Source organism: Leclercia sp. GHBNCSD (genome assembly GCF_055805075.1).
In genome coordinates this window covers 3431078-3452559 of sequence record NZ_JBQVYO010000001.1, presented here as the reverse complement: position 1 = coordinate 3452559, position 21482 = coordinate 3431078, and the positions used below count along the sequence as shown (strand labels likewise).

12 protein-coding genes and 1 pseudogene are annotated in these 21482 nt (G+C 56.1%); 4 read left to right on the top strand and 9 right to left on the bottom strand.

The annotated features are described in order from the left end of the window. Nucleotides 1–20: 20 nt before the first annotated feature. The gene (gene mqo / locus ACT3IC_RS16500) at nucleotides 21–1676 is read right to left on the bottom strand and encodes a malate dehydrogenase (quinone) (RefSeq protein WP_180210026.1); all 1656 of its coding nucleotides are present in this window, start codon (nucleotides 1674–1676) and stop codon (nucleotides 21–23) included. Between the two features lie 188 nt (nucleotides 1677–1864). Between mqo and ACT3IC_RS16495 the strand changes: the two are divergent. Beyond that, a pseudogene (locus tag ACT3IC_RS16495) lies at nucleotides 1865–3155 on the top strand (SulP family inorganic anion transporter). Here ACT3IC_RS16495 and mgtE read toward each other — a convergent pair. From mgtE to ACT3IC_RS16465, 6 genes are all read right to left on the bottom strand, one after another. After that, nucleotides 3118–4554, bottom strand: coding sequence for a magnesium transporter (gene mgtE / locus ACT3IC_RS16490; RefSeq protein ID WP_103180395.1), 1437 nt, complete (start codon nucleotides 4552–4554; stop codon nucleotides 3118–3120). The pseudogene ACT3IC_RS16495 and the gene mgtE overlap by 38 nt on opposite strands. Nucleotides 4555–4709: 155 nt before the next feature. After that, nucleotides 4710–6353 carry a multidrug ABC transporter permease/ATP-binding protein gene (locus ACT3IC_RS16485; RefSeq protein WP_103180396.1) on the bottom strand — a complete coding sequence of 548 codons (1644 nt, stop codon included), beginning with the start codon at nucleotides 6351–6353 and terminating at the stop codon, nucleotides 4710–4712. Nucleotides 6354–6429: 76 nt separating this feature from the next. Further along, nucleotides 6430–7080, bottom strand: coding sequence for a DNA oxidative demethylase AlkB (gene alkB, locus ACT3IC_RS16480; RefSeq protein ID WP_473478200.1), 651 nt, complete (start codon nucleotides 7078–7080; stop codon nucleotides 6430–6432). Further along, complete coding sequence (gene ada, locus ACT3IC_RS16475; RefSeq protein ID WP_103180399.1) at nucleotides 7080–8144, bottom strand: bifunctional DNA-binding transcriptional regulator/O6-methylguanine-DNA methyltransferase Ada; 1065 nt, start codon at nucleotides 8142–8144, stop codon at nucleotides 7080–7082. Before ada ends, alkB begins: the two co-directional genes overlap by 1 nt. A gap of 72 nt (nucleotides 8145–8216) precedes the next feature. After that, nucleotides 8217–9272, bottom strand: a complete 1056-nt coding sequence (gene apbE, locus ACT3IC_RS16470) for an FAD:protein FMN transferase ApbE (RefSeq protein ID WP_103180401.1) — start codon at nucleotides 9270–9272, stop codon at nucleotides 8217–8219. A gap of 120 nt (nucleotides 9273–9392) precedes the next feature. Then, nucleotides 9393–10505, bottom strand: a complete 1113-nt coding sequence (locus ACT3IC_RS16465; protein ID WP_473478197.1) for a porin OmpC — start codon at nucleotides 10503–10505, stop codon at nucleotides 9393–9395. Between the two features lie 739 nt (nucleotides 10506–11244). Here ACT3IC_RS16465 and rcsD point away from each other — a divergent pair. Both rcsD and rcsB read left to right on the top strand, forming a co-directional pair. After that, nucleotides 11245–13917 (top strand): phosphotransferase RcsD, encoded by a 2673-nt coding sequence (rcsD, locus tag ACT3IC_RS16460; RefSeq protein WP_103180405.1) that lies wholly within the window; start codon nucleotides 11245–11247, stop codon nucleotides 13915–13917. A 16-nt stretch (nucleotides 13918–13933) separates the two neighbouring features. Next, nucleotides 13934–14584, top strand: coding sequence for a response regulator transcription factor RcsB (gene rcsB / locus ACT3IC_RS16455; protein ID WP_032612710.1), 651 nt, complete (start codon nucleotides 13934–13936; stop codon nucleotides 14582–14584). A 110-nt stretch (nucleotides 14585–14694) separates the two neighbouring features. Here rcsB and rcsC read toward each other — a convergent pair whose 3' ends face one another. Next, on the bottom strand, nucleotides 14695–17541 hold the full coding sequence (gene rcsC, locus ACT3IC_RS16450; protein ID WP_159339609.1) for a two-component system sensor histidine kinase RcsC: 2847 nt from the start codon (nucleotides 17539–17541) through the stop codon (nucleotides 14695–14697). 143 nt (nucleotides 17542–17684) lie between these two features. Continuing rightward, a complete protein-coding gene (gene gyrA, locus ACT3IC_RS16445) occupies nucleotides 17685–20321 on the bottom strand; it encodes a DNA topoisomerase (ATP-hydrolyzing) subunit A (RefSeq protein WP_473478194.1) in 2637 nt (878 codons plus the stop codon). 132 nt (nucleotides 20322–20453) lie between these two features. Here gyrA and ubiG point away from each other — a divergent pair, with 132 nt between their 5' ends. Then, nucleotides 20454–21188, top strand: a complete 735-nt coding sequence (gene ubiG / locus ACT3IC_RS16440) for a bifunctional 2-polyprenyl-6-hydroxyphenol methylase/3-demethylubiquinol 3-O-methyltransferase UbiG (protein ID WP_156654935.1) — start codon at nucleotides 20454–20456, stop codon at nucleotides 21186–21188. Nucleotides 21189–21482: the final 294 nt, after the last annotated feature.

The window sequence follows — 21482 nt, the reverse complement described above, 5'->3', positions numbered from 1 at the left end:
AATCACCCGGCTTTTTAATATCAGAGTGCGATATCCGCAACCGGTTTGCTTTCCGGCTGGGAGGTCGCCTGTGCCTCAGGCTGAGGCGCCGCATCCGGTGCCTGCGGTTTTTCATACTTCAGCTGCAGCACGCGGCTGGTGTACTCCAGCTCCTGCTCGGTGGCCTCAACGTTGCCGTTCAGCGCCGTACCGTATGAAGGAATAATGGTCTTCAGCTTCGCCTGCCACTCCGGGCTGGCGACTTTGTCTTTAAACACTTTTTCCATCAGGTGCAGCATAATCGGTGCCGCGGTGGAGGCGCCCGGGGAGGCTCCCAGCAGCGCGGCTACAGTGCCTTCTTTGTCGCTGACCACTTCAGTGCCCAGACGCAGCACGCCGCCTTTTTCCTCATCACGCTTGATGATCTGCACGCGCTGGCCCGCCTGCCACAGACGCCAGTCCGCTTTCTTCGCTTCCGGATAGTACTCTTTCAGCGCCGCAAAACGATCGTCATCGGAGAGCATCACCTGGCTAATCAGGTATTTCACCAGATCGAAGTTATCCAGACCAACATCAACCATCGGACCCACGTTTGAAGTGGTGGTGGAGCTGAGCAGATCCCACAGCGAACCGTTCTTCAGGAATTTGGTCGAGAAGGTGGCGAACGGCCCGAACAGCACCACGCGCTTACCGTCGAGAACACGTGTGTCGATATGCGGCACCGACATCGGCGGTGCGCCCACGGACGCCTGGCCATAGACCTTCGCCAGATGGCGATTCACCACCTCCGGGTTTTCCGACACCAGGAACTGGCCGCCAACCGGGAAGCCCGCGTAATTCTCCGCTTCCGGAATACCGGTCTCCTGCAACAGCTTCAGCGCTGCGCCGCCCGCACCGATAAAGACGAACTTCGCCTTGATGACGTGCTCTTCTTCATTGTGCTTCAGATCGGCAACGGTCACGCTCCAGGAGTTGTCCGCGTTGCGCTTAAAGCCGCGCACTTCGCTGTTCAGCGACAGCGTAAAGTTCTCTTTTTTCTGCAGAGAGCCCACCAGCTGACGGGTAATTTCGCCATAGTTAACGTCGGTACCGATTTCCGTACGGGTGGCCGCCACCTTCTGGTTCGGGTCGCGCCCTTCCATCACCAGCGGCGCCCACTCTTTGATCTGGGCGTGATCTTCGGAGTACTTCATGCCGCGGAACAGCGAGCTTTGCTGCAGAGCAGCATAACGTCCGCGCAGGAAGTTCACATTGTCGTCTCCCCAGACAAAGCTCATGTGCGGGACGGTGTTAATGAAACTGTGTGGATCGTGCAGCACACCGCTGTTCACCTGGTGAGACCAGAACTGACGAGAGATCTGAAACGCTTCGTTGATCTCCACCGCTTTCTCAATGCTGATGGAGCCATCTTTCTTCTGTGGGGTGTAGTTCAGCTCCATTAACGCGGAGTGGCCGGTTCCGGCGTTGTTCCAGCCGTTAGAGCTCTCCTGCGCTACCCCGTCCAGGCGTTCAACCATGGTCATGGACCAGTCCGGCTGAAGCTCCTGCAAATAGGTTCCCAGCGTGGCGCTCATGATCCCGCCACCAATTAACAGAACGTCCGTTTCCTGCTCTTGCGATGCCTGAGCCTTCGCCGCCGTGGAGACAGCACTAAGGCTTGCCGCCGCAGCCAGCAGCAGGGCAGTCATTTTTTTCATAATTAATGCCTTCGTAATACGCGTTTGTTCGCTATTTATGCAGATGAAGTCGAGTGCGGCGCCACGGTAGCAATAATTAAATATTGTTTAAAGGTTAAATAATTATTGTAATTATGATAATTAATGTCGCGGTATTTGTAGGGATATGGCATTTACTGCGCTGGAAACGCGCGCGATTTCCCGTTACTATGCTGCCCTTTGTGATCGGCCGCACAGATCCAGCCTTCTGCCACTAACCTGCGAAGAATTATGTCTCCTACACACGCTTCTCCCCATACTCTTGCCGTCCTGCGCTCTCCGTCGCTGTTGATGCGTGAAACGCTGGCCGGTGTGATCACCGCTCTGGCGCTTATTCCGGAGGTGATCTCCTTTTCCGTGGTAGCGGGCGTCGATCCGAAAGTGAGCCTGTTCGCCTCGGTGGTGCTGTGCCTGGCGCTGTCGGTGATGGGCGGTCGCCCGGCAATGGTGACTGCCGCTGCGGGATCGGTGGCGCTGGTGATTGGGCCGATGGTGCATCAGCATGGCGCGCAGTATATTCTGCCGGCAGTGCTGCTGGCGGGGCTTATCCAGATCCTGTTCGGCGCGCTGGGAATGGCGCGTCTGATGCGTTTTATTCCCCAGGCGGTGATGACCGGGTTTGTTAACGCCCTCGGGATCCTGATTTTCTTTGCCCAGGTGCCGCATTTCTGGAGCAGAAGCCCGCTGATTGTCGGCCTGTTCGTCCTGACCCTGCTGATTGTGCTGTGGGCGCCCCGCTACATTAAAAGTATCCCTTCCCCGCTGATCGCGATTGTGGTCCTGACGCTCTTCACCGTCACCAGCGGCCAGCTGCTGCCGACCGTGGGGGATGAAGGCTCTATCGGCGGCGGGCTGCCGGGGATCACCCAGATGCTGGTGCCGCTGAATCTGCACACCCTGAGCATTATCTGGCCCTGCGCCCTGAGTATCGCCTTTGTCGGCCTGATGGAGTCGCTCCTGACCGCGAAGCTGGTGGATGAGCTGACGGCAACCCCGTCCAGCAAGCGCCGCGAGAGCATGGGGCTGGGCGTGGCCAATATCATGGCGGGCTTCTTTGGCGGGATCGCCGGTTGCGCGATGATCGGTCAGACCATTGTTAACGTCGAAATGGGCAAAGGCCGCAGCCGCGTCTCCACCTTTGCCGCCGGGCTGGTACTGCTGGTGCTGGTTACCGCCCTGAGCGAAGTGATGGCGAAAATTCCGATGGCGGTGCTGGCGGGGATCATGGCGATTGTCGCCATTAAGACCTTCAACTGGCAGAGCATTCGCCCTGCCACGGTGAAAGGCGCGCCGGTTGCGGAAACGCTGGTGATGCTGGTGACCGTCGGGGCCACCGTTTCAACCGGCAACCTGGCAATTGGCGTGGTAGGCGGGATTATCATGATGGTGATCCTCCCTGCCCGCCTGCGACGCAAACACGCCGTTACAGCAGAAACAGTGTCGCCAGCCCAAGAAAAATAAAGAAGCCGCCAGTATCGGTAATGGCGGTGATCATCACGCTCGACCCCACTGCGGGGTCGCGCCCGAGGCGGGTCATGATCATCGGGATGAGAACGCCCATCGTCGCCGCCACCAGCAGGTTCAGCACCATCGCCAGAGTCATTACCCCACCCAGCGCCATATCGCCGTACAGCCACCAGGTCACGCCCCCCATGATGCCGCCCCACACCAGGCCATTAATCAGCGCCACGCCGAGCTCACGCAGGATCAGAAAGGTAAAGTTGCCCGGCTGAATATGCTGAAGCGCCAGGGCGCGCACGATCATGGTGATGGTCTGATTACCGGTATTGCCGCCAATGCCCGCCACGATGGGCATCAGCGAGGCCAGCGCCACCAGCTGGGAGATGGTGTGTTCAAATCCGTCAATGACACGTGAAGCGATGAAGGCGGTGCAGAGGTTGATCGCCAGCCACGCCCAGCGGGTTTTCACCGCCTTGCTCACCGGGGCATAGACATCCTCTTCGGCACTTAACCCGCCGAGGGCACGCATATCGTTGTCGGTCTCTTTGTAGACCACGTCGACGATCTCATCGATGGTCAGGCGCCCCAATAGCTTACCCGCCGGGTCTACTACGCCCGCGCTGAGAAGGTTGTCACGTTCAAAGGTGCGGGCGGCTTTTTCGGCGTCATCTTCCGGGGAAAAGAGCATCGGCTGCGTTTCCATCACCTCGCTGACCAGGGTCTGGGTGCTGTTAAGCAGGATGGTCTGTAGCTCAAGCTCGCCGAGCAGGGTTTTATCCCGTGAGGTCACAAACAGCTTATCGGTGTTCTTTGGCATTTTGCCCAGACGTCGCAGGTAGCGCTGGACCGCGCCCAGCGTGACGTCAGGGCGCACCGTAATGACGCTGAACTCCAGGATCGCACCGACGCGGTCCTGCTCATAGTGCATCACCTGTTGGACCCGGGCACGATCCTGAGGCGGCAGCGACGCCAGCAACTGTCCGGTCAGGTTGCGCGGCAGGTGCTGGACCATGTAGAGCTGGTCGTCGATATCCAGGGTGCGTACCGCGTCGAGAATGGCCTGGTCGCTCATCTCGTCGATCAGATCGTCCCAGACGTTTTCGGAGGCTTCCAGCAATACCTGACCGCGCTCGTGATCCTCTACCAGCCGCCACAAAGCGTGGCGCTCTTCCGAGGGCAGCGCTTCGAGGGTGTCGGCGAGATCCGGCGGCGGTAAATGGGCTACCAGCGCCCCTACCTCAGCAATATCGTCGGCTAACGTCCCGACATCATATTGCTCAGCCAGGGTCAGTTTACCCAGCAGGGTGGAAGTGAGCGCTTTGTCGGTGGTCATCAGCCAGATCAGGCGCGCACGCTCTTCATCGCGCAGCCTTGCGCTGTTTTTGGTTAATCCAGACATTAAATATCAATCCATTAAATAAGTTGGCATTAAGCATAGCGTGGGGTTGTGTAAATTTTAATAAACGGATGAGAGGAGAGGTTAAAAAAACAGCAGGCGGGGAAAACAAGATCGCAGGCCGGGTGAGGCGAAGCCACCACCCGGCACAGTTACGCTCAGGCGGTACGGGCTACCGCATCACGCGACGCGGCATCACGCTCCGCGCCGGTCAGTTCCGTCAGCTGGCCGCTGCGCATCTCAAGCAGACGGTCAGCATGGATAAAGTAGTGGTCGTCATGGCTGATGGCGAAGATGGTTTTGCCCATCTGCTGCATCAGCGGCAGCAGCACCTGGTAAAACTCGCGACGGAAATGCGGGTCCTGATCGGCAGCCCACTCATCCAGCAGAATAATGTCACGCTCTTCCGCCAGCGCCAGCAGCAGCGCCACGCGCTTCTTCTGCCCTTTTGACAGCTTGAGGTTGAGGATTTTGCCATCCTGCAGCTCCAGCTTGTGGGACATTTGCAGATGCGCCAGCCACTTCTCCACCAGCGCCGGATCGGCCTGCTTGCCTTCCGGGCCCAGCAGTTGATCGAACAGCCAGACGTCGGTAAACACCGCCGAGAAGAGCTTGCGGTAATCCTCCGGTTTTTCAGCGCTGAGCGGTTTACCGTCCAGCAGGATCTCGCCCGACTGGGGCTGATACAGGCCGGTCAGCAGCATCGCCAGCGTCGATTTGCCGCTGCCGTTGCCGCCAATCAGGAACAGCAGCTCACCGCGCTTAAGGGTTAAATTTACCGGCCCGACGGAGAAGGCGTTGTCCTGATACTGGAAGGTGACGTTGCGCAGCTCCAGCGTCTGCCAGTTTGGGAAGGCCTCAGGGCGCGGGAACTCAGGTTTGTACGGCGCCAGGGCAAACTTGCGCAGTTTGTTAAAGGCCACCTGGGCGCTGAGCAGGGTCGGCAGCGCACCGACAGCCGAGAGCAGGGGCGTGCGCAGGAACAGCAGCGTCAGCGAATAGGTCGCGGCGACGTTGGTATCCGCCCAGCCGAGGCTGTTTGCCATCCAGAAGACCAGGCCAATCGCCCCCAGCATCATGATATTCGACCAGTTGACCGCGCTCAGGTGGAAGGTATCGGCCCGCACGATATGGTGGCGATACTCACGGGCATCCGGGATATAGAGATTATTGAAGATGTGCTCGGCGCGCTCGCGGTTCAGGGTCAGCTCTTTGCGCCCTTCCAGCACCGTCTGATAGTCGTTGTAGAGCTTATCTTCGGTTTCGCGCAGCACCGCCATATGTTTGTAGACGCGCGACACCAGCAGGTAGCCGCCCCAGATGGTGATCGCAATCCACAGGGCAGTGATGGCCAGCATTTTGGTGGAGAGCCAGGCCAGATAGACCGCCGATCCAAAGGTCAGGATGATCCCCTGCACCAGCTCCGGCAGACGCACAAAGGCGATGGTGATCGAACGTACGTCGCTAGTCAGTCCGGCCAGCAGCGAGGCGCTGCCCAGTTGCTCGACGCGTTCAACCTGAGTATCCAGAATCCGCTTGATGAACTCGCTGCGCAGGCGGTAGACAAAGTGGTGACCGAGCGTCGTGAGCGCCAGCTGCGAGCCGAGGGTGACGGCCATCAGCAGGACCAGCAGGCCGAGAAATTCCGGCAGCACCATCAGGGTGGTATCAACAGTTTCAATCAAACGCAGGTTGATAAAGGCGATAAGCCCAATACCCAGCGCGGCGCTGAGCAAGCTCAATGCCATCACCGCGATAAACGGCCAGCGGTATTGGCGCCAGACCAGTAACAGGAGTTCCATGCAGAGCAATCCAGACAAGAAAAAACAGCCAGCAGTGTAAACTGCTCGCCGTTTACATCAAGAATAATTCTTATTTTTATTCGCTATCCGCCGCCTGGCGGAAGGTCAGGTTGTAGCGACAGTCGCCGGTAAGAGGATGCGTACCAGGCTTAAGCGGCTGAATACCATGATAAAACAGTCGTGATGCCCCACCCCAGACCACCACGTCGCCATGCTCCAGCAGCAGACGTTTAAGGGGATCGTTACGCCGTAATCCGCCAAACTGGAATACCGCCGGCAGGCCGAGGGAGACTGAGACAATCGGCGCCCGCAGGTCCGCTTCATCTTTATCCTGATGCAATGAGAGCTTAGCCCCAATCGCGTAGCGGTTGATGAGACAGGCGTCCGGCTGGAACTCAGGGTAGCCCGCCGCGCAGGCAGCATCGTGGCACAGGGTAGCGAACGCCTCCGGCATCGGCGGCCAGAGGGCGTCGGTAAGCGGGTCTTTTGGGGAGTAGAGATAGCCCCGCTGATTGGTGGTCCAGCCCAGCCCGCCGCAGTTGGTCATTGCCACCGACATGGTGTAGCCCCCGGGGGTGACCATCTGGCGGAACGGCGAGACGGTAGCCACCTGTTCGATTGCCTGCATTAATGCAAGCGCCCCAGCCCGGGCGAAGCGGCGCAGGATCACCGCACCGGGCGCCAGCGGCTCCTGCCAGGGTTGTTCATCTGCAAAGAGATCGAGCATCACACCTCCTCTTTTTTCGCTTCCCGACGCAGCAGCGCCGCTTTGCGGGCCGTGCCCCAGCGGTAGCCCGAGAGCCCACCATCACTACGCACCACCCGGTGACAAGGGATGATAACCGCCAGCGTGTTGGCGGCACAGGCCCGGGCCACCGCCCGCACCGCGCCAGGATGGCCAATGGCGTTTGCCACCTGTTGATAGCTTGCCGTCTCGCCGCTACGTATGGCTCGCAGAGCTTGCCAGACCTGGCGCTGAAAAGCGGTGCCGCGAATATCCAGCGGCAGGGGGAGCGCCACGGCGTGGTTATCCACGCTGGCGATCACCCGGGCGACGCGGGCGGCAAAGGCGGCATCTGCCTGTTCCCGCCGGGCGTGAGGAAAAAGGGTCTCCAGCTCGGCAATCAGCGTGCTGTCGTCATCGCCGGGTAAAATGGCGCAGATCCCCCGCACGCTCTCCGCCACCAGGCACCGCCCCAGCGTACAGTCGCTCAGGGCGTAGCGCACGGTGGTCTCTTCCCCGCCGTTGCGGTACTGCTTCGCGGTCATCCCCAGCGTGGCATCGGCGTTGCGATAGTAGCTGCTGCTGTCGGGGAAACCCGCTGCCAGCACGGAGTCGGTAATTTTATCCCCCTGCGCAAGGGCATGGCGTAGCCGTTTCGCCCGGGCCGCCTGCTGCCAGGCTTTCGGGGTCATTCCGGTCGAGGATTTGAACAGACGATGAAGATGATACGGGCTCATCGCCACCTGCTGCGCCAGCTGCTCAAGGGTCAAAGGTTGCTCCTGCTCCAGCAACCGGCAGGCTTTTTCGATGGTGGCGGCGCGCTGCGCCTGCGGGTCCTGTTGATCCGGGCGACAGCGTTTGCAGGGGCGAAAACCCGCCAGCTCCGCACGGTGGGCATCAGGATAAAAGCGGACATTCTCACGCAGAGCATGGCGAGCCCGGCAGGAGGGACGGCAGAAGATGCCGGTGGTCTGCACGGCAAACACAAACTGACCATCGGCACTCTCATCGCGGGCCAGCACCGCCAGCCAGCGTTCATCATCATTATTCAGGTTCGGCTTTTTCATGATCGGCTCCTACTGTAAGCATACTCATAGCCTGCCTGAGCGCCAGCCGACAAAAACCCGCAACCTTGCTTTTTAATTCTTCCCGTTAACGAGGAAACTGGCGAACTGCGGGGACATCCAGGTTTTGAAGCCCTCCCCTTCCCGGGTGATCATATAGACAGCCAGCCCTTGCTGACGCACGACCTCTTTGGCTTTTTCCGTCCCCAGCACCATCAGGCCGGTATCCCAGGCATCGGCCTCCAGGGCCGTCGGGGAGATTACCGTCACCGACACCAGGTTGTGGGTAATCGGACGGCCGGTCTGCGGATCGATTACGTGCGAAATGCGTTTTCCGTCCAGCTCATAATAGTTGCGGTAGCTGCCGGAGGTGCTGATCCCGTGGCCGTTGATATCGAGAATGGCCTGCACGGCGTTTTGCTCATCGGTCGGCTTCTGGATCGCCACGCGCCAGGGCTTATCGCTGGCGTTCATGCCCCGGCTGACCAGCGCCCCGCCTACCGACACCAGATAGCGCGAGATCCCCTCTTCGGCCATTAGCCGGGCCAGGTGATCGGCGGCGTAGCCTTCGCCCACCGTGGAGAGATCGACAAACAGATCGGGAATATCTTTTTGCAGATACTGCTGGCCGGACTGATTAATCACGGACAGATGCTGCAGCCCCGTTTGCGCCCGGGCATCGTCAATCTGCGCCTGATCGGGGGTTTTCACCGGCTGCTTGTTTGGGCCAAAGCCCCAAAGGTTAACCAGGGGACCGACGGTAATATCCATTGCGCCGTTAGTTTTGTAGCCCACCCGCAGCGATTCGGTGACAATGTCCGCCATCGCTTCGCTCACCGGCCAGGGCGACGTACTCTTCGACTGATTAAAGCGCATCAGTGCGGAGTCGTTTTTATAGGTGGACATCAGTTGGTCATCGCCGTCCAGCTGAGCCTGGATCTTCCCGCGCAGCTCTTCCGCCCGGGCAGCGGAGAGATCGATGGCGCTGACGCGCCAGAAGGTGCCCATCGTTTTCCCTTCCAGCACCGTCGCGGCGGCGGTTTCGTTCTTTGCAGAGGGAGCAGGTGCGTCACACGCGGTCAGCATAAAAAGTGTTGCCAGCAAGCCGACACGTAAAAAAGTAATTTCCATTCGTTATTATCCTCAAGCCTGAGACCGGCAAGAGTACACCAAAAAGCAGGCTTTGTAAGGGCCTGACGGTAAAACCAAAAAAAGGGGCCATTTGGCCCCTTTCGCAAGAGTACGTAAGACTTAGAACTGGTAAACCAGACCCAGTGCTACGATGTCATCGGTGCTGATGCCTGCACGGTCGGTGAAGGCGTTTTCATCCAGCAGGTTGATTTTGTAATCAACATAGGTGGACATGTTTTTGTTGAAGTAGTAAGTCGCGCCCACATCAACATATTTCAGCAGATCCTGGTCGCCGTTGCCTTCGATGTCCTTACCTTTAGACTGCAGGTAAGCCACGGATGGACGCAGACCGAAGTCGAACTGGTACTGTGCAACCACTTCGAAGTTCTGTGCTTTGTTGGCAAAGCCGTAAACAGCATTAGCGCGGTCGGACTGAGAGTCACCGAAACGGGTTGCATTGTAGGTCTGGGAGTACTGCGCTGCCAGGTACAGGTTGTTTGCGTCATATTTCAGGCCGCCGCTGTACACTTCAGCACGGTCGCCACGGCCGTAAACGCGTGGACCGTTCTGGTCTGCGGTACGTTTAGAAGAGGCTGCTGCCGCACCTACGCTGAAGCCTTCGCCCAGATCGTAAGTCAGGGAGCCGCCGAAGCCGTCGCCGTTCTGTTTCAGCAGGCTACGACCGCCCACGTTTTCACCGCTGACGCTGCCGTTTTTACCCTGATACTGCAGAGCAAAGTTCAGGCCATCAACCAGACCGAAGAAGTCCTGGTTACGGTAGGTAGCAACGCCGTTACCACGGGATTGCAGGAAGTTATCGGCACCGTAAGTGTCGCCGCCGAATTCTGGCAGAACGTCAGTCCAGGAGGTGACGTCATAGATTACGCCGTAGTTACGACCGTAGTCGAAAGAACCTGCTTCAGCGAACTTCAGACCTGCGAAGGCCACACGCGTCCAGGACTGGTTGTCGCTCTCGGTGGTGTTGCCCTGAATCTGGTATTCCCACTGACCGTAGCCAGTGATCTGGTCGTTAACCTGAGTTTCGCCTTTGAAGCCGAGACGCATGTAAGTCTGATCGCCATCAGCGCCATCGTCATCAGAGAAATAGTGCAGACCGTCTACTTTACCGTAGAGATCTAATTTGTTGCCGTCTTTGTTGTAAATTTCAGCCGCATTCGCTGCGCCTGCTACCAGCAGTGCTGGTACCAGGAGGGACAGTACTTTAACTTTCATTATTTTAACCCTCTGTTATATGTCTTTTATTACCACTGCTTACTGATTAACCCTCTTAACCAGTCGGCAAGTTCATTCTCCGCAAAAAAACAGAATAATCCAATAAGAATATGATACGAAAACTTTTAAGATGTTTCATATTGCCACATAGATGTTTCAATTTGTAAATTTTAGGGAACTTTTTGGCCGCACATTTAGTTAAAAAATAGAGCACCAATAATCAAAAACACAAAATAAATCATAAAAATCAATCACTTATCCAAAAACAAATTATAGCACTGATTGATAAAACAAAAACCGCAGCGGCGACTAAAATATTTACCGCTATCATCATTAACTTTATTTATTACCGTCATTCAGATTTGAATGTCTGTTTATCCAGAATTGAACCGAATGCAATGCATTCGGTTTTTTTTTACTCATCTTTACGCAAACTTGAATAATTTGTGCTACCTGCCTGAAACTATAACGACTATTAATTAAATCTTCGCTTGCTATTTTTAGGCGCATAAATTTCATGGTGATTTTAATTTCTTGTTTATTCGTGCTATTTTTTTCCTATATTGGGACTTATTTGTACAATTTTTATCTGAGCGTACAGATTTAAAACAGTCCATTTTCGTCTCACAGCGACATGAAAAAGTCAGCCCCGGTAGTGGCGTGAGGCTGGAAATTCGATTATTACGCTTTATACTGCCCTATTCGCCTGAAGCGCAGCCATAACGGGTTAAACACATCAATGAGTCAGTCTGAAACCACAGCCGCGAACAAGTTTTCCCTGCTCCCGGGCAGCATTACTCGTTTCTTTCTTCTATTGATCGTTGTGCTGTTAGTGACCATGGGCGTAATGGTGCAGAGCGCCGTGAACACCTGGCTCAAAGACCGCAGCTATCAGATTGTCGATATCAGCCACGCGCTGCATAAACGCATCGACACCTGGCGCTACGCCACCTGGCAGATTTATGACAACATCGCGGCAACCCCTACCACCTCCTCTGCTGAAGGTTTGCAGGAGACGCGCCTGAAACAGGACGTCTACTATCTTGAGAAGACGCGACGCAAAACCGAAGCCCTGATTTTCGGTTCCCACGACAGCGCCACGCTGGAGATGACCCAGCGCATGTCGACCTATCTGGATACGCTTTGGGGCGCGGAGACTGTTCCCTGGTCGATGTACTATCTCAACGGTCAGGACAACAGCATGATCCTGATCTCCACCCTGCCACTTAAAGATCTCTCTTCCGGGTTTAAAGAGTCTACGGTGGGTAATATTGTCGATTCCCGTCGCGCGGAGATGCTCCAGCAGGCTAACGCTTTGGATGAGCGCGAAAGTTTCTCCTCCCTGCGCCGACTGGCATGGCAAAATGGCCACTACTTCACCCTGCGTACGACGTTCAATCAGCCAGGCCATCTGGCCACGGTGGTGGCCTTTGATCTGCCCATCAACGATCTGATCCCGCCGGATATGCCGCTGGAAAGTTTCCGCCTGGAGCAGGACAATAGCGTGCAAAATATGCGCGCGCCAACGGATAAAGAGAGCCCTGACAGCGTCTCCATCTCCTTTAATGGTTCGAAAATCGAAATTGCTTCCGCCCTGAACACCACCGGCATGCGTCTGGTCTGGCAGGTGCCTTTCGGCACGCTGCTGCTGGATACGCTGCAAAATATCCTGTTGCCGCTGCTGCTCAATATTGGTCTGCTGGCGCTGGCGCTGTTCGGTTACAGCACCTTCCGTTCGCAGCCGGGTCGCCAGAGCGATGTTCCCGTGGCAGCCGGTACCCATAATGAGCTGCGCGTCCTGCGCGCGCTGAATGAAGAGATTGTCTCTGTGCTGCCGCTCGGCCTGTTGGTGCACGATCAGGAGGCTAACCGCACGGTGATCAGCAACAAAATTGCCGACCACCTGCTGCCCCACCTGAATCTGCAAAACATCACCAGCATGGCGGATCAGCACCAGGGGGTGATTCAGGCCACGATTAATAATGAGCTGTACGAGATCCGCCAGTTCCGCAGCCAGGTGGCGTCGCGCACGCAAATATTCATTATTCGCGATCAGGATCGCGAGGTGCTGGTGAATAAAAAGCTCAAGCAGGCGCAAAGGCTGTATGAGAAAAACCAGCAGGGCCGCGCAGCGTTTATGCAAAATATCGGCGAAGCGTTCAAGCTGCCGCTGAAGGCGCTTGCCAGCGAAGCCGCCCATTTATCCACCCCGGAGAGCATGCAGCTGTCCGCTCATGCCGATACGCTGGTACGGCTGGTGGATGAGATCCAGCTTGCCAACATGCTGGAAAATGATACCTGGAAGAGCACGGCGTCGCTGTTTTCCATTCAGGATCTGATTGATGAAGTGGTGCCGGAGGTACTGCCAGTCATCAAGCGTAAAGGGCTTCAACTGCTGATCAACAATCCGCTGCGCGCGAACGATGAGCGTCATGGCGACCGCGACGCCCTGCGCCGCATTCTGCTGATGCTGATCCAGTACGCGGTCACTACCACCCAGATCGGCAAAATTACCCTTGAAGTGAGCAGCGATGAATCGGCTGACGACCGCCTCACCTTCCGCATTCTGGATACCGGCGAAGGGGTGACGGCCAGCGAAATTGATAACCTGCACTTCCCGTTCCTTAACGAGACTCAGGGCGATAACTATGGCAAAGCCAATGCCCTCACCTTCTGGCTCTGCGATCAGCTGGCGCGTAAGCTTGGCGGCCATCTGAATATCAAAGCGCGTGAGTCGCTGGGCACCCGTTACTCTCTTCACGTTAAAATGGCGGCCAGCCCGCAGGATGCGGAGGAGGATGAACGCCTGCTGGATGATGTGGTAATAATGGTGGATGTGACCTCAAACGAGATCCGTAACATTGTGGTTCGTCAGCTGGAAAACTGGGGGGCGAGCTGTATCTCGCCGGACGAACGGCTGGCAAGTCAAGAATATGATCTCTTTTTAACAGATAATCCGTCTAATCTTACTGCCTCGGGCTTGCTTTTAAGCGATGATGAGCCAGGCGTGCGGAAAATTGGCCCCGGCCAGGTGCGCGTCAACTTTAATATGAGCAATGCTATGCAGGAAGCTGTACTACAACTAATAGAAGAGCAACTGGCGCAGGAAACGATCCCGGAATCCCCACTGGGCGGCAATGAAAATGCTGAACTTCATGCCAGCGGATATTATTCGCTCTTTGTAGACACAGTTCCAGATGATGTTAAGAGGTTGTATACTGAATCGGCCGTGAACGACTTCGCGGCGCTGGCTCAGACAGCACACCGGCTCAAAGGGGTGTTTGCCATGCTTAATCTGGTTCCAGGCAAGCAATTATGTGAAACGCTGGAACATCTAATTCGTGAGAAAGATGCCGCCAGCATAGAAAAATACATCAGCGACATTGACGCCTACGTCAAAAGCTTGCTGTAGCAAGGTAGCCCTATACATGAACAATATGAACGTAATTATTGCCGATGACCATCCGATTGTACTGTTCGGTATTCGCAAATCACTTGAACAGATCGAGTGGGTGAATGTAGTTGGCGAATTTGAAGATTCCACAGCACTGATTAATAACCTGCCTAAGCTTGATGCGCACGTGCTCATCACCGACCTTTCCATGCCTGGAGATAAGTACGGTGACGGGATTACGCTGATCAAATACATCAAGCGCCATTTCCCGAGCATTTCGATCATCGTGCTGACCATGAACAATAACCCGGCGATTTTAAGCGCGGTTCTGGATCTCGATATCGAAGGCATCGTCCTGAAACAGGGCGCGCCGACCGATCTGCCGAAAGCGCTGGCCGCGCTGCAGAAAGGGAAAAAATTCACGCCGGAAAGCGTCTCCCGCCTGCTGGAAAAAATCAGCGCCGGCGGTTACGGTGACAAACGCCTGTCGCCAAAAGAGAGTGAAGTCCTGCGTCTGTTTGCCGAAGGTTTCCTGGTGACCGAAATTGCCAAGAAGCTGAACCGCAGTATCAAGACCATCAGTAGCCAGAAAAAATCGGCGATGATGAAGCTGGGTGTGGAGAACGATATCGCCCTGCTGAACTATCTCTCTTCCGTGACCCTGAGTCCGGCGGATAAAGAGTAATAAGCTACATGCCCGGCGGCGCTTCGCTTGCACGGGCCTACAGGTAGCGTAGGCCGGGTAAGCGTCAGCGCCACCCGGCAATAATAAAAAAGCCCATTTCTGGGCTTTTTTTATCCCCGCGCTCTTCTCACCCGCTCCGCGTACACCGACAGCGTCTGTTTCAGGACATCCAGCGTTACCGGCTTGGAAAGACAGCTATCCATCCCCGATTCCAGACAGCGCTGCTTCTCCTCTGCCAGCGCGTTAGCGGTGACACCCACCACCGGCAGCGTCAGACCGAGCTGGCGGATACGCTGGGTCAGGCGATAGCCGTCCATATTCGGCATGTTCACATCACTCAGGACAATGTCGATATGGTTTTTGCTCAGCACATTGAGGGCATCCACGCCGTCATTCGCCGTTTTACACTGATAGCCCAGCGAGCCGAGCTGATCGGCCAGCAGGCGGCGGTTAATCGGATGGTCGTCCACCACCAGGATCATCATATCCTCATTCAACGACTGCTCAGATTCCGGCGACGGCAGCGAGGCTGTTCCGTCCGCGCTGTCCATTTCCACACGATAGATGCGCGCCAGCAGTGTAATCAGCTCATGTGGCGAGGCCACGCTGTTCACCCATTCGCCGTGCGCACGCTCCAGGGCGATACCGATATGGCGCCGGCAGAAGATCACCGCCGCTTTACCCTGCCACGGCTTCGTCAGCTCATCGTCGGTGAGAAGCATATCTTCCGCGTCCGGGGTTTGGCCGGCGTAGCGCGCCACCCGAATGCCGTATGAGCCCAGCAGAGACTCCAGGTAGGCATACAGCGAGGCATTATTCACCGCCAGCCAGCAGCGTTTATCGCTTAATCCCTCAATCAGCATGTTGCCCGGAGACTGCGCCGCATAAAGTGGAATACGGATAGTAAACTGACTGCCCATGCCCGGTTCGGTATCCACCGAGATATCGCCGTCCATCATGCTGATCAGTTTTTCACAGATCGCCAGCCCCAGCCCGGTGCCCTGGAAGTTGCGCTGAACCCCCGTCCCCACCTGGAAGAACGGGTCGAAGAGTTTGACCACCTCTTTGGCCGGAATACCCACCCCGGTGTCGCGTACGCGAATGCTCAGGTAGTCCCCCGCTTTGGCGACATGCATCACAATGCAGCCCATATCGGTGAACTTAATGGCGTTGCTGAGCAGGTTGGAGATCACCTGCTGCAGGCGCATCGGATCGCCCTGCAACGTTAGCGGCACGTCTGGCTCAATAAAGCAGTACAGCCCCAGCTGCTTACGCACCACCAGCGGCAGGTAGTTGGCGCTGATATGGTTCATCACCTCGCGCGGCGAGAATTCGCGCGGTTCAATTTTTAGCTGCTCGGACTCGATCTTAGAGAAGTCGAGAATGTCGCTGATGATTTTCAGCAGCAGGCTGGAGGAGTTGTTCATCGCCGTCACCAGACGGTCAACGCCACGCGGCAACTCTTTGGTCTGCAGCAGATCGAGGTTACCGATAATCCCGTAGAGCGGAGTACGCAATTCGTGACTGACGGTGGCAAGGAACATCGATTTCGACTGGCTGGCCTGTTCGGCGGACTGGGCCATATCCTGCAATGACTCTTCCATTTTGACGCGCGCGGAGACATCCACCAGCACGCAGATCGCCACGTTCTCATTGCGATAGCGCGAATGGACAAAGCTTATCTGCAGGTTGGTGTTGTTACTGGTCAGGACATCGACGAAGTTGACCTGCTGCCCACAGATAATCTGCGTCAGCCGCTGTCGGTCCTCATGGGTGAGCATATTGAGATAGTTATGCGCCAGCTCGTTACTGAGGATATTGGTCCCGTCAAGGGTGCGTAAAATACAGATCCCCACCGGCGCAGAGGCAACAATCTTACGGTTAAACTGCTCATGCTCTTCAAGACGCTGGGCATCGATCTCCGCCGGAATAAAGATTTTACGCTCGTACATCCGCGCGAGGGTAAATAGCGCAATCCCCACCAGCACGTTCAGCAGTACCGAGTTGAGGATCAGCATCCGAATACGCTCCAGCACCATATCCACCGGTACGGAGTAAACAATGCTCAGCGACGAAGGCGGCAGGCTTTTTTTCAACACCAGGTCACGAAAACCGGCGCTGTAACCAAACCATGAGCGCTCCTGCATCCAGCGAGGATCAACCTTCAGCCGCGATTCCGGCCCGGCCAGCGAAATAAGAGAGTGACCATTTTCATCAAGAATGGTGACGCCCATCGGCAGATTACCCGGGGTGAAAAAGTTCTCCATGCGGATAGTCTGCTCGATACCGAGCATCGCCTGCAGACGGTTGCCCAGATAGACCGGCGTCAGGGCATAGAAGTACCCTACCCCTGAACGCGGCCCCTGGCTTATCCAGAACAGATTATTACCGCGTTCATCCTGCGGCGCGTTACGGTACTTGATGATCCGCTCGTGCAGGCTTTTCAGCGCGCTGTCACGGTCTACCGGCACATCGCGCAGGCCAAAATCGGCCATACAGAGATTTTCGCTGCCAATCAGGAAGACGCGGTTCAGGTCATAGGCTGCCGAGAAGTTATCGCGCCAGTAGCGCATAAACCAGGCCAGTGACTCCAGCGATCCCCGCCATGCGGAGCCCATCGCCGAGCAGTCAGAGTCGGGGAAAAGCGGCTCAAAGTTGGGAACGTCCGCCTTACTGTCGCGCCCGCGGATAGCCAGAACGCCATTCTCCGCCGTCAGACGATTCTCGGCGATATACTTGAGCTCCTTCATGACGTCCGCGGTGCGCTGAATATAGCGCTGGGACTGATCGAAGCTGAGGTTAAACTCCTGACGGATCTCCGCCTCCTTCTGGTGCAGCGCATTGACGATGTAAAACACCGAAAAAAGCGCGATAAGCACCCAAATCAGGAGCGCCAGCGCCCGAAAAAGATAGCGAGAAACTTTCAGCGTGGTTCGAAAGGAGACGAGGTATTTCAAGGGGGCGAGGCTCCGCCGTCAGGTTGACAAGGAATGGGTTAAGGTAGCGGTAAATCGCCGCCGTCGCAACGTTCGGTTGTCTGCAATTCAGCGCCGCGACAAAAGAAAAGGGCCGGAAACCGGCCCTTTGTCGTCAGAAGAGATTACTCTTCGGCATCATCTACCGCATCATCGTCGATTTCCGCTTCCGGCGCGATTTCATCGTCACCTTCTGCCACGCTACCGTCGATTGAATCGAGCTCTTCGTCATCCACTGGCTCAGCAACACGCTGCAGACCCACCACGTTTTCATCTTCCGCAGTACGGATGAGGATCACGCCCTGGGTGTTACGCCCGACCACGCTAATTTCCGACACACGGGTACGCACCAGCGTACCGGCATCGGTAATCATCATGATCTGGTCGGCATCATCGACCTGTACCGCGCCCACAACGGAACCGTTGCGCTCGGTGACTTTAATCGAGATAACGCCCTGCGTGCCACGGGACTTGGTTGGATATTCGTCCTGGGCAGTACGCTTACCGTAACCATTCTGGGTGACGGTGAGGATTGCGCCTTCGCCACGTGGAACAATCAGGGAGACCACGCTGTCTTCGCCCGCCAGTTTGATCCCGCGGACACCGGTCGCCGTACGGCCCATGGCGCGCACCGCGTTCTCTTTGAAGCGCACCACTTTACCGGCGGCAGAGAAGAGCATCACTTCATCGGAGCCGGAGGTCAGATCCACGCCAATCAGTTCATCGCCTTCGTTCAGGTTGACGGCGATAATGCCGGCAGAACGTGGGCGGCTGAACTCGGTCAGGGCGGTTTTCTTCACCGTACCGCTGGCGGTCGCCATAAAGACGTTCACCCCTTCAGCGTACTCGCGAACCGGCAGGATCGCCGTAATACGTTCGTTTTGTTCCAGCGGCAGCAGGTTGACAATTGGACGTCCACGGGCGCCACGGCTCGCTTCCGGCAGCTGATAAACCTTCATCCAGTACAGACGGCCCCGGCTGGAGAAGCAGAGGATGGTGTCATGGGTGTTGGCCACCAGCAGGCGGTCGATAAAGTCTTCTTCTTTAATACGTGCCGCTGATTTGCCCTTACCGCCACGACGCTGTGCTTCATAGTCGGTTAACGGCTGGTACTTCACGTAGCCCTGGTGAGACAGGGTAACCACAACGTCTTCCTGGTTGATCAGGTCTTCGATGTTGATATCCGCGGAGTTGGCGGTAATTTCCGTGCGACGCTCGTCGCCGAACTGATCGCGGATCAGCTCCAGCTCCTCGCGGATCACCTCCATCAGACGATCGGCGCTGCCGAGGATATGCAGCAGCTCAGCGATCTGCTCCAGCAGCTCTTTGTACTCGTCGAGCAGTTTTTCATGCTCAAGGCCGGTCAGTTTCTGCAGACGCAGATCCAGAATCGCCTGGGCCTGCTGTTCGGTCAGCCAGTATTTGCCCTCGCGAATACCGTACTGCGGCTCCAGCCACTCAGGACGCGCGGCATCGTCACCGGCACGTTCCAGCATCGCAGAGACGTTGCCCAGATCCCACGGCTGGGCGATCAGGCCCGCTTTCGCTTCGGCAGGGGTTGGCGCACGACGGATCAGTTCGATGATCGGATCGATGTTTGCCAGGGCCACCGCCAGCGCTTCAAGGATGTGCGCACGATCGCGGGCTTTACGCAGTTCGAAAATAGTCCGACGGGTCACCACTTCACGGCGGTGACGCACGAACGCGCTCAGAATGTCTTTCAGGTTCATGATCTTCGGCTGACCATGGTGCAGTGCCACCATGTTAATACCGAAGGAGACCTGAAGCTGAGTCAGGGAATAGAGGTTGTTAAGCACCACTTCCCCTACCGCGTCACGTTTGATTTCAATCACGATACGCATGCCGTCTTTGTCAGACTCATCACGCAGCGCGCTGATACCTTCAATACGTTTCTCTTTAACCAGCTCGGCAATCTTCTCGATCAGGCGCGCTTTGTTCACCTGATACGGAATTTCGTGGACGATAATGGTCTCACGGCCAGATTTGGCATCCGCTTCGACTTCGGCGCGGGCACGAATATAGATCTTGCCGCGACCGGTACGGTAGGCCTCTTCGATACCGCGACGGCCATTAATGATGGCGGCGGTCGGGAAGTCCGGGCCCGGGATGTGTTCCATCAGCCCTTCAATGCTGATCTCTTCATCCTCGATATAGGCCAGGCAGCCGTTAATCACTTCGGTGATGTTGTGCGGCGGAATGTTGGTCGCCATACCTACGGCGATACCGGACGAACCGTTTACCAGCAGGTTAGGGATCTTCGTCGGCATAACGTCAGGAATTTTTTCCGTGCCGTCATAGTTGTCGACAAAATCTACCGTCTCTTTTTCCAGATCGGCCATCAGCTCATGGGCAATCTTCGCCAGGCGGATTTCCGTATAACGCATTGCCGCAGCGGAGTCGCCGTCGATAGAACCGAAGTTACCCTGACCATCAACCAGCATGTAACGCAGCGAGAACGGCTGCGCCATACGGACGATAGTGTCGTACACCGCGGAATCACCATGAGGATGGTATTTACCGATTACGTCACCAACGACACGGGCAGATTTTTTGTACGCTTTATTCCAGTCATTGCCCAATACGTTCATGGCGTATAGTACGCGACGGTGTACCGGCTTAAGTCCATCGCGGACATCCGGCAGCGCACGGCCAACAATGACCGACATCGCATAATCCAGATAGGAGCTCTTCAGCTCTTCCTCGATGTTAACCGGTGTAATTTCTCTCGCAAGGTCGCTCATCTAACCGCTATCCCTCTACTGTATCCCGGATTCAAAGGTCGGAAATTATAACACACCCGCTTAGGTTTAAACTAATTTGCTTTGTTATCCTGATATACTTCCTCGTCTTTAAATTACGGAGTAAAAGCGTCCATGAATGCGGAAAAATCCCCGATGGCTGACAACGTCGACCACGAAGAGATCGCCAAATTTGAAGCCGTGGCCTCGCGCTGGTGGGATCTTGAAGGTGAGTTCAAACCGCTGCACCGCATTAACCCTCTGCGCCTGGGCTATATCGCGGAGCGTTCCGGCGGCCTGTTCGGTAAAAAAGTGCTTGATGTGGGGTGCGGCGGCGGCATCCTGGCCGAGAGCATGGCGCGCGAAGGCGCCACGGTGACCGGGCTGGATATGGGCTTCGAGCCACTGCAGGTAGCACGTCTGCACGCGCTGGAGAGCGGTATCCAGGTGGAGTACGTGCAGGAAACGGTTGAAGCCCATGCGGCGGAGCACGCCCACCAGTACGACATCGTCACCTGCATGGAGATGCTGGAGCATGTTCCCGATCCGCAATCGGTGGTGAAAGCCTGTGCCGCGCTGGTGAAGCCGGGCGGTCAGGTGTTCTTCTCCACCATCAACCGCAACGGCAAGGCCTGGCTGATGGCGGTGGTTGGCGCAGAGTACGTGCTGCGAATGGTGCCAAAAGGCACGCACGACGTGAAAAAATTCATCAAGCCGGCAGAATTACTGAGCTGGGTCGACAACACCTGGCTTAAAGAACAGCATATGACCGGCCTGCACTACAATCCCCTGACCGACAAATTCAAACTGGCGCCAGGCGTGGACGTTAACTACATGCTCCATACCACCGCCAAAAAAGAGCAAGAGTAATTACTCTTTTTCTGACGAATGCGCAGCAGTTTGTTGCGCATTTTTGACAGCCCGTTGAAGAAATCAGCAGTCGATCAAATTTTCATTTTTTTTTCTGGAATATTGACATGTCTTCCAGGCCTTACGGTACGAGGACTTACGCTTTTTTACGCTTTAACAACCTCAATTTAACCTCAAAATCAACTCTTGTACTCAAAAGAATCCTTACTAGAATACTCACCATCTTGCGTTATCCTTATTGTAAAACCCCTATATGTAGTATTTATCCACAGAAGGCTGTGGATAAGCGGGGGA

Excerpts from the sequence above, each read along its gene's own strand:
- mqo (WP_180210026.1), bottom strand. The coding sequence starts at position 1,676 with ATGAAAAAAATGACTGCCCTGCTGCTGGCTGCGGCGGCAAGCCTTAGT.
- mgtE (WP_103180395.1), bottom strand. The coding sequence starts at position 4,554 with ATGTCTGGATTAACCAAAAACAGCGCAAGGCTGCGCGATGAAGAGCGT.
- ACT3IC_RS16485 (WP_103180396.1), bottom strand. The coding sequence starts at position 6,353 with ATGGAACTCCTGTTACTGGTCTGGCGCCAATACCGCTGGCCGTTTATC.
- alkB (WP_473478200.1), bottom strand. The coding sequence starts at position 7,080 with ATGCTCGATCTCTTTGCAGATGAACAACCCTGGCAGGAGCCGCTGGCG.
- ada (WP_103180399.1), bottom strand. The coding sequence starts at position 8,144 with ATGAAAAAGCCGAACCTGAATAATGATGATGAACGCTGGCTGGCGGTG.
- apbE (WP_103180401.1), bottom strand. The coding sequence starts at position 9,272 with ATGGAAATTACTTTTTTACGTGTCGGCTTGCTGGCAACACTTTTTATG.
- ACT3IC_RS16465 (WP_473478197.1), bottom strand. The coding sequence starts at position 10,505 with ATGAAAGTTAAAGTACTGTCCCTCCTGGTACCAGCACTGCTGGTAGCA.
- rcsD (WP_103180405.1), top strand. The coding sequence starts at position 11,245 with ATGAGTCAGTCTGAAACCACAGCCGCGAACAAGTTTTCCCTGCTCCCG.
- rcsB (WP_032612710.1), top strand. The coding sequence starts at position 13,934 with ATGAACAATATGAACGTAATTATTGCCGATGACCATCCGATTGTACTG.
- gyrA (WP_473478194.1), bottom strand. The coding sequence starts at position 20,321 with ATGAGCGACCTTGCGAGAGAAATTACACCGGTTAACATCGAGGAAGAG.
- ubiG (WP_156654935.1), top strand. The coding sequence starts at position 20,454 with ATGAATGCGGAAAAATCCCCGATGGCTGACAACGTCGACCACGAAGAG.